The organism is Mesorhizobium sp. M7D.F.Ca.US.004.03.1.1, from assembly GCF_003998635.1.
Lineage (GTDB): Bacteria > Pseudomonadota > Alphaproteobacteria > Rhizobiales > Rhizobiaceae > Mesorhizobium > Mesorhizobium loti.
The window spans coordinates 1-7008 of the sequence record NZ_RZQG01000259.1 but is presented as its reverse complement, the minus strand read 5'-3'; the positions used below and the strand labels follow the sequence as shown (position 1 = coordinate 7008).

Annotated in this window: 9 protein-coding genes; 1 reads left to right on the top strand and 8 read right to left on the bottom strand. The window is 62.4% G+C overall.

The window, feature by feature from the left end:
* On the top strand, nucleotides 1–430 hold a 430-nt coding region (locus EN935_RS16315; protein WP_348629893.1), incomplete at its 5' end, for a ribonuclease HII.
* A gap of 171 nt (nucleotides 431–601) precedes the next feature.
* Here the strand turns inward: EN935_RS16315 and EN935_RS16310 are convergent.
* From EN935_RS16310 to EN935_RS16275, 8 genes are all read right to left on the bottom strand, one after another.
* A complete protein-coding gene (locus tag EN935_RS16310; RefSeq protein WP_164757967.1) occupies nucleotides 602–1687 on the bottom strand; it encodes an ISAs1 family transposase in 1086 nt (361 codons plus the stop codon).
* A gap of 209 nt (nucleotides 1688–1896) precedes the next feature.
* Nucleotides 1897–2388, bottom strand: a complete 492-nt coding sequence (locus EN935_RS16305; protein WP_126068361.1) for a F0F1 ATP synthase subunit B — start codon at nucleotides 2386–2388, stop codon at nucleotides 1897–1899.
* A 10-nt stretch (nucleotides 2389–2398) separates the two neighbouring features.
* A complete protein-coding gene (locus EN935_RS16300; protein WP_127265954.1) occupies nucleotides 2399–2983 on the bottom strand; it encodes a F0F1 ATP synthase subunit B in 585 nt (194 codons plus the stop codon).
* Nucleotides 2984–3045: 62 nt separating this feature from the next.
* Nucleotides 3046–3270 (bottom strand): F0F1 ATP synthase subunit C, encoded by a 225-nt coding sequence (locus EN935_RS16295; RefSeq protein ID WP_109662130.1) that lies wholly within the window; start codon nucleotides 3268–3270, stop codon nucleotides 3046–3048.
* Between the two features lie 65 nt (nucleotides 3271–3335).
* Nucleotides 3336–4094 carry a F0F1 ATP synthase subunit A gene (locus EN935_RS16290; protein WP_127266091.1) on the bottom strand — a complete coding sequence of 253 codons (759 nt, stop codon included), beginning with the start codon at nucleotides 4092–4094 and terminating at the stop codon, nucleotides 3336–3338.
* Nucleotides 4095–4178: 84 nt separating this feature from the next.
* Nucleotides 4179–4586, bottom strand: a complete 408-nt coding sequence (locus EN935_RS16285; RefSeq protein ID WP_109662126.1) for an AtpZ/AtpI family protein — start codon at nucleotides 4584–4586, stop codon at nucleotides 4179–4181.
* A 254-nt stretch (nucleotides 4587–4840) separates the two neighbouring features.
* Nucleotides 4841–6025, bottom strand: a complete 1185-nt coding sequence (locus EN935_RS16280) for a cell wall hydrolase (RefSeq protein WP_127373442.1) — start codon at nucleotides 6023–6025, stop codon at nucleotides 4841–4843.
* 149 nt (nucleotides 6026–6174) lie between these two features.
* The coding region (locus EN935_RS16275; RefSeq protein WP_164771159.1) for an MFS transporter at nucleotides 6175–7008 on the bottom strand (834 nt) is incomplete at its 5' end.

The following is a 7008-nucleotide window of genomic DNA, read 5'->3' as shown; positions in this document are numbered from 1 at the left end:
GATTTCCATGGCCTCCATCAGCGCCGAGGGCATCGACGGCAGCAACATCCTCAAAGCAAGTCTCGAAGCCATGCGCCGCGCGCTGGTCGGGCTGTCGGTTCAACCGAAGCTCGCCCTTGCCGACGGGCGCGACGTGCCGCCGGGACTGCCTTGTGAAGGGCGCGCGTTGATCAAGGGCGACCAACGTTCGCAATCGATCGCTGCCGCCTCGATCGTCGCCAAGGTGATGCGCGACCGCATGATGTGCGGCTGCGGCAACCATCACGACCGCTACGGCTTCGAAGTCCATATGGGCTACGCCACGGTCCGCCATCGCACGGCGATCGAAGCACATGGCCCGGTGGCGCGGCTGCACCGCGTGTCGTTCGCGCCGTTCAGGCTGGGCGGGGCTGAGGTCATTGAGGAAGAGAGCTTCATCGGGTTGGAGTGAGCCGACGGCGATGGCAGCTAATCTCCCCCCTCGAGGGGGAGATGTCGCCGAAGGCGACAGAGGGGGTCCGCTCGACTGGGCACCACGCCATTTTTCAGCAAAGAAGAGGCTAGCGCTTCACGCGCGGCGACCCCCTCTGGCCTGCCGGCCATCTCCCCCTCGAGGGCAGGGCTATCGCATATGAGTAAAGAGGTCACAGAAGAAGTCTTTGCTCCAGTTTGCCCTTCGCATCTTGCTGGCGATTGGTTTGTCGAGCGGATGGGCAGCCAAGATGTTTTGCGCGAGCCTTCGGATGACAGCCAGGTTTTGTGGAGCGTTGTCCTTTCGAGTGCGGGCGTCATCTTCATGGAAGACGACATCAAGGCTCCAGTGCAACTGGTTCTCGATCGTCCAGTGGGCACGTACGGTCTCGGCCAATTTGCTGGGCGTGAGCAGCTTGGAGAGCGCGATGTAGCGGACCGACGCAGCCGTCTTGTTGTCGACCGTGCGCAGGGCCTCGATGCGGCCGATGGCCTTGAGGCCGGGGAACACGGGCAGATCCTTGAGTTTGGCAAGCGGCAAGATGCTGGCTCGGCGCACTTCGGTGCGACCGTGAGCCGTATCGCGCGTTTCGAAGCAGGCGATCTCGCCTGCCGCGGCAAAGCTTTTCTCAGCCGCGGCAAACAGACGGCCACGGTTGGCCTTCAGCCCGAGGGCGTAATGCGCCTTCTGCGCAATCAGCGCCTCGGCCGTGTCGGGGCGGCAATGCAAGGCGTCGGCGGTGACCGTGCAGCCCTTGAGATCCAAGCTCTTCAGCAACGCCAGCGTCGCCCCAACCTCGTCGGAGGCCAGCGCCCGCGTTGCTGCAATCGCCAGCCTGGTCTCGGCATCCCAAGCACTGACCATCAGCGGCGGCATGAAGGCACGCCCCTTCTCATAGCCGCGCCTGAGCGCCTTGCCGTCGATGGCCACCACGCCACGCGGCGAGCCAAGTCCAAGTTCGCGCCGCAACGCCGACATGAAGGTGATCAGCGCGTTCGACAATTCCTGCGGATCAAGAAGCCGAAACACCCGGCTGAAGGTGTCGTGGCTCGGACACCCATGCTTCAGTTCGACGATCTCTTTCAGGTCGTCTTCCCAGCCCTCCACGAATTCAGCAATCTCCACACAGCTTTTGGCGCCGCACAGCGTCGCTGCAAGCGCCAGGAACAGAAGTTCCGCAAGATTATGCCGCGCATTGATATCGCGCGGATCGCGGACCTCTCGCAGGATAGACATAACCAACCGCACTGCGGCCTCCTCTGCAACGAGAAAGCCTCTCAAGAATCCCTCTTTTCCTGCTTGGCAAGAGCCAATCAACTTATCTGCGATTCCCCTGCCCTCGAGGGGGAGATGTCGCGCTCGATCGCTTCGCCCATGCGGTTATCCCACAACAAAAAAGCCGCCAGGTTGCCCGGGCGGCTCCATGTCGGCGGCTTGAGAACCGCTCAGTTCAGCTTCGACTTCACGTCCGCGAGCGAAGCCTTGAACAGATCGGCACCCGCCTTGGCGTCGATCTTGCCGGCGAGCAGCGTGCGCGCTGCCTCGACGGCGATGTCGACGGCGCTGGCGCGGACTTCACTGATGGCGTCACGCTCGGCCTGGCCGATCTTCTGTTCGGCAAGCGCGGTGCGCCGGACGACGTAGTCCTCGGTCTTCTTGTGCGCGTCCGCGGCAAGCATGTCGGCTTCGCGCTTGGCGGCGGCGACGATGTCGGCGGCCTCCTGCTCGGCTTCCTTGCGCTTGCGCTGATACTGGCCGAGCAGTTGCTGGGCCTCCTCGCGCAGCCGGCGCGCTTCGTCCAGCTCATTGCTGATCCTGGCGGCGCGGGCGTCGAGCGCCTTGGCGATCATGCCAGGCACCTTGATGTAGACGGCAACGCCCAGGAAAATGATGAGGGCTATCGTGGCCCAGAGCGTCGCGAGAGATGTGTAATCCATGATGCGCTCCTCACCGGGCCACGGATTTGACCGCGGCCGCGATCTCGGCCTTGCTGGCCTTACCGCCGACCAGAGCCTCGACGATCGCCGAAGCGGTGTCCTCGGCGATGCTGCCGACTTCCTTCATGGCATTGGCCTTGATGGAAGAAATGCGGGCTTCGGCCTCGCCGAGCTTCGCGTCGAGCGCGGCCTCGACCTTCTTGCGTGCGGTCTCGGCCTCGGCCTTGGCCGCATCGTTGGCCTGCTGGCCGATCGCGTTGGCCTTGGTCTTGGCTTCCGCCAGTTCCTGCTCGTAGGCAGCAACGGCGGCATCGGCCTCGCCCTTCAACTTGGCTGCCTGGTCGAGATCCTTGGTGATGCGATCGTTGCGGACATCGATGATGCCCCCGACGCGCGGCATCACAACCCGCTTCAGGAAGAGGTAGAACAGCCCGAAGGTGATCGCCAGCCACAGAAGCTGCGACGGGAACGTCGAAGGATCAAACGGCGGGAACGCGGCATGCGCCTCGGCGGGCACGGAAGTCCCCGAATGCGTATCGCCTGCCGCGCCGGTGGCCGGCGCGGTCTCTTCCGCAAAGGCAGATGTCACGAACATCTTATTTCCCTGTCCATACGGTAAGGTCGCACCATGCGCCTCACTTCGTCAGCCGGTGTTTCTTACTTGAACACCAGGAGGAGAGCGATCAGGAGCGAGAAGATGCCCAGCGCTTCGGTCACGGCGAAGCCGAAAATCAGGCGGCCGAACTGGCCGTCGGCAGCCGATGGGTTGCGCAGCGCGCCCGAGAGGTAGCTACCGAAGATGTTGCCGAGGCCAATGCCCGCGCCACCCATGCCCAGGCAAGCGATACCGGCGCCAATTGCAGCTGCTGCAGATACGTCCATGTCAAACTCCTGTCGTTCCGTTGTCGTTACAGTTTGTAGTTGGCGTCACGCGCCGGTGAAACTTATTAGTGGCTGGGGTGGAGAGCGTCGTTGAGATACATGCAGGTCAACACGGCAAAGACGTAGGCCTGCAGGAAAGCGACGAGCAGTTCCAGCGCCGTCAGCGCCACAGCCATGGCCAGCGGCAGGATCGAGCCTGCAATGCCCAAGGCGCCGAATGCACTGAGGCTGACGACAAACCCCGAAAACACTTTCAGCGTAATGTGGCCTGCCAACATGTTGGCGAAAAGACGAACCGAGAGGCTGATCGGACGCGATACGAAAGAAATCACCTCGATCGGAACAACAAGCAGCATCATCACGAGAGGCACACCTTTAGGCACGAACAGCTTCAGGAAGCCAAGGCCATGCTTCATGAACCCGTAGATGATGACGGTGGCAATCACCAGGATGGCCAGACCGAAGGTGACGATGATGTGGCTGGTGATGGTGAAAAAATACGGGAACAGGCCGAGCAGATTGGCGACCAGCACGAACATGAACAGCGAGAACACAAGCGGGAAGAACTTCATGCCCTGCGTGCCGGCGGCATCGCGCAACATGTTACCGACGAATTCGTAGGCCATCTCGGAGACCGACTGGAGCCTGCCGGGAACGAGGCTGCGGCTCGACGTCGTGAGAAACAGAAACGCGGCCGCGACGATCACGGTCACGACCATGAACAATGCCGAATTTGTGAAAGACAGGTCGTAGCCGCCGATGTTAATCGGAATCAGCTTGATGATATGGAACTGGTGGATCGGATCGACCTTGTCAGCTGCCACGTTCTAACCCCGTCAATGCCGCGCACGGCTAAATTACCATTGCCGCATAGAGGCGGCTATTTCCAAATGCCGCCTAGAGGACGGTCATTTGCTGTCGTCACGTCCAGGACGCGATTTATCGCCCTGTCCGAATTCTGCCACAACGCCCGCGGAACGCATGACATTGAGCACGCCGGCGCCAAAACCAAGCAGCAGGAAAACGATCAGACCCAACGGCGATGTCCCCGCCATACGGTCGATAATCCAACCGATGCCGGCGCCCACCACCACGCCAGCGATAAATTCGCTGGAGAGTTTGACCGCCTGGCCATAACCGGCCGCACTGCCCGCTTTCGCGTCGTCTTTCCCCTCGAGCCGGTCCGGCCGCCTTGTCGCAAGCGAAGCTTCAAGGTCACGCCGGCGGCGCTCAAGATCGTCATCGCGGATGTCGGGCTCATGCTGCTTGCCGCGGCCGGTTTCTCCGGTTCCGTCTGGCCCATTCTTGTCGGCCATCGCAACCCCCCTGCCCGGTCAGACCGTCACCGTCCGTCCGCTTCTAAAGTCGCCGGCAACATAGTTAGAGGGTTTGCGCCCGTCAAGCCACGGGCGGAAGTTCATTGCCATGTATTTTAGGCAACAAAATCAAATAGTTATAAAGGTGCGACATCGTGCCCGCCGCGATGATGGTGATGCATGGCGCGAATCCCCCGGGCAATGGCTCTTCGATCGACTGCGCGGCGCGCCAAAGATCAGCGGCTGTTGCGCGCTCAGCTCCAGCCGCCACCATAGGTCCGATAGAAGATATGCAGACCGATCTTGGTCATCTTCTGCATCGTGCGCGCCCAGACGGGATGGACATATTGGGCGTAGTAGTGGGTCGACGATCCGACCTCCGGGATGAAGATCTTGCCGGCGGTGACGGCCATGGCGATATCCTGGGCAGTCTTGTAGGCGACAGGGCTGTCGATGCGCTTCTTCCTGCCGTCGCAGGCGAAGGAGAACTGGCAACGGTTGAACCAGCTGTCGTTCTGGTAGACGACGCCGCAGATCGAATTCGGATAGGCCGGGTTGCGGACGCGATTGAGGATGACCTGGGCGACAGCGGCCTGACCGCGCACGGACTCGCTCCTCGCCTCGAAATAGATGCCGTTGGCAAGGCATGCCTGCTCCTTCTTGGAGAAGACACTGGCGGGCAGCGGGTTCTGGATCCAAGAATGATCGCCCTTGGTCATCGGCGGAATGAAACGGCCGTCGTTGGGCTGCTCGTCCTGAAGCAGGGCTTCGAAGGGCGATGCCTTGGCATAGTCGGGCTCGGACTGCGCATAGGCGGTCGCCAGCACGTCCGGATGGTCATTGTTGACCAGGGCTGCCAGCATGGCCGGCACGCCGGGATCCGGCTTCTTGTCCTCGCGTGCATGGAATGCCGCGGCAATCTGGATTTCCTTGCCTTTGATCTGCGGCTTGGCGAAGGCCATCTTCAGGCCGCTGTCCATGCTGGGCCGCAGCAAGGAAGAGGTGCGCTCGAAGATCGAGCCGGCATTGAAGTTCTTCGGCGGCGCCACGGGAGACATCTGGACGATGCGCCCTTTCTTCTCGGCGCGCACGACGCGATCCTCGTCGGGCGTGCCGCTGACCTTGCCGCCCTTGCCGCGAAACGAAACGTTGCCGACGCCGGCCAGATGGACGCCCGATCCGGAGATGGAGCCGGTGATGTCGGAATCGACAAACGGCATCTCGGCCGCATGGGTCGAGCCGGCGACGGATTTCTCGACATAGGAATTCCAGCGGGTGCTCGATGCTTCGAGGCCGGAGACGAGGCTCGTCATGTCCTGGTAGGCGGCGACGGTCGGAAAGCCGATCCAGATGCCGAGACCGATGACGAACGGGGTCAGAAAGCCACGTTTTCTCTCACCGGCGGCGGCAACAAGCCGCTTCAACACACGTCGATGCACGGAACTCTCTCCAGGAACGCCACAGACCCCACTGGAGAGCAAAATGATGCATTAACCTTGATGGGACGTTAACGGGTTCGATCGGGTTTTCCTGATCGGCTGGAGGTGGTGGTTCCGAAGTCGGGCGGTTTTGCGGCCGGCATGCGAACTCAGGCCGGGCGCAGGAAGATCGGCCAGGCGATCAGGGGGCAGATGGCGGCCGACAGCCAGACGCCGGACCATGACCAGAGGTGCAAGAGCCCCGGAATGGCCACCGGCACCAGGAAGAAGCCGACGAAAACGAAGCTGTTGGCAAGGCTGAGCGCGGTTCCGACATGGCCGGCACCGGCAAGCGTGGCAAGCTCGGTATAGGCGACGCCGTGCCATGCGGAGACCGAGATGCCCGCGACAATCAGCACGACGGGAAGGACAGCCATGAGGAAGAACCGTCCGCCCGGCATGGCGGGACCGGCCAGAACCAGCAGCCAAAGCACCAAGAAGGCAAGCGCGCTGAGCGCACTGCACAAGCGAAGAAACTGGCGGCGGTTGCCGTGGCGGTCGGTGAAGCGGCCGCTCCAGATGCGCATGACCATGGCGCCGATCTGCACGGCGGCGAGGCTCCCGCTGATCGCTGCCGTTCCCAGTCCGACAAAGTCATGCAGGAACACGGAGGCGAAGGTGAGCACTGCCACTTGCGGAAAGCAGAGCAGGCCGATGGCGGTCGCGATACGCCAGACGTCCGGATTGCGCAGCGGCGCCGGTCCGGCCACAGTTGCCGAAGCGAGATGGCCCTCGCCCGCCGTCGGCGGCTCGTGCAGCCAGCGCCAGGCGAACAGGGCAGAGAGAGCGGATGCGCCCGCCAGAACCCCAAACACCGCGCCAAAGCCGAAAGCCAGGGCAAGCGAGGGCAGCACAAGCGCGCCAAGTCCGCCACCGAGCGGCACCGCCGTCTGCCTGATGCTCATGGCAAAGCCGCGCTCGTTTTCGCGGAACCAGCCCATGAT

Coding starts and splice junctions, on each gene's coding strand:
- EN935_RS16295 (WP_109662130.1), bottom strand. CDS start 3,270: ATGGACGTATCTGCAGCAGCTGCAATTGGCGCCGGTATCGCTTGCCTG.
- EN935_RS16310 (WP_164757967.1), bottom strand. CDS start 1,687: ATGTCTATCCTGCGAGAGGTCCGCGATCCGCGCGATATCAATGCGCGG.
- EN935_RS16285 (WP_109662126.1), bottom strand. CDS start 4,586: ATGGCCGACAAGAATGGGCCAGACGGAACCGGAGAAACCGGCCGCGGC.
- EN935_RS16300 (WP_127265954.1), bottom strand. CDS start 2,983: ATGTTCGTGACATCTGCCTTTGCGGAAGAGACCGCGCCGGCCACCGGC.
- EN935_RS16305 (WP_126068361.1), bottom strand. CDS start 2,388: ATGGATTACACATCTCTCGCGACGCTCTGGGCCACGATAGCCCTCATC.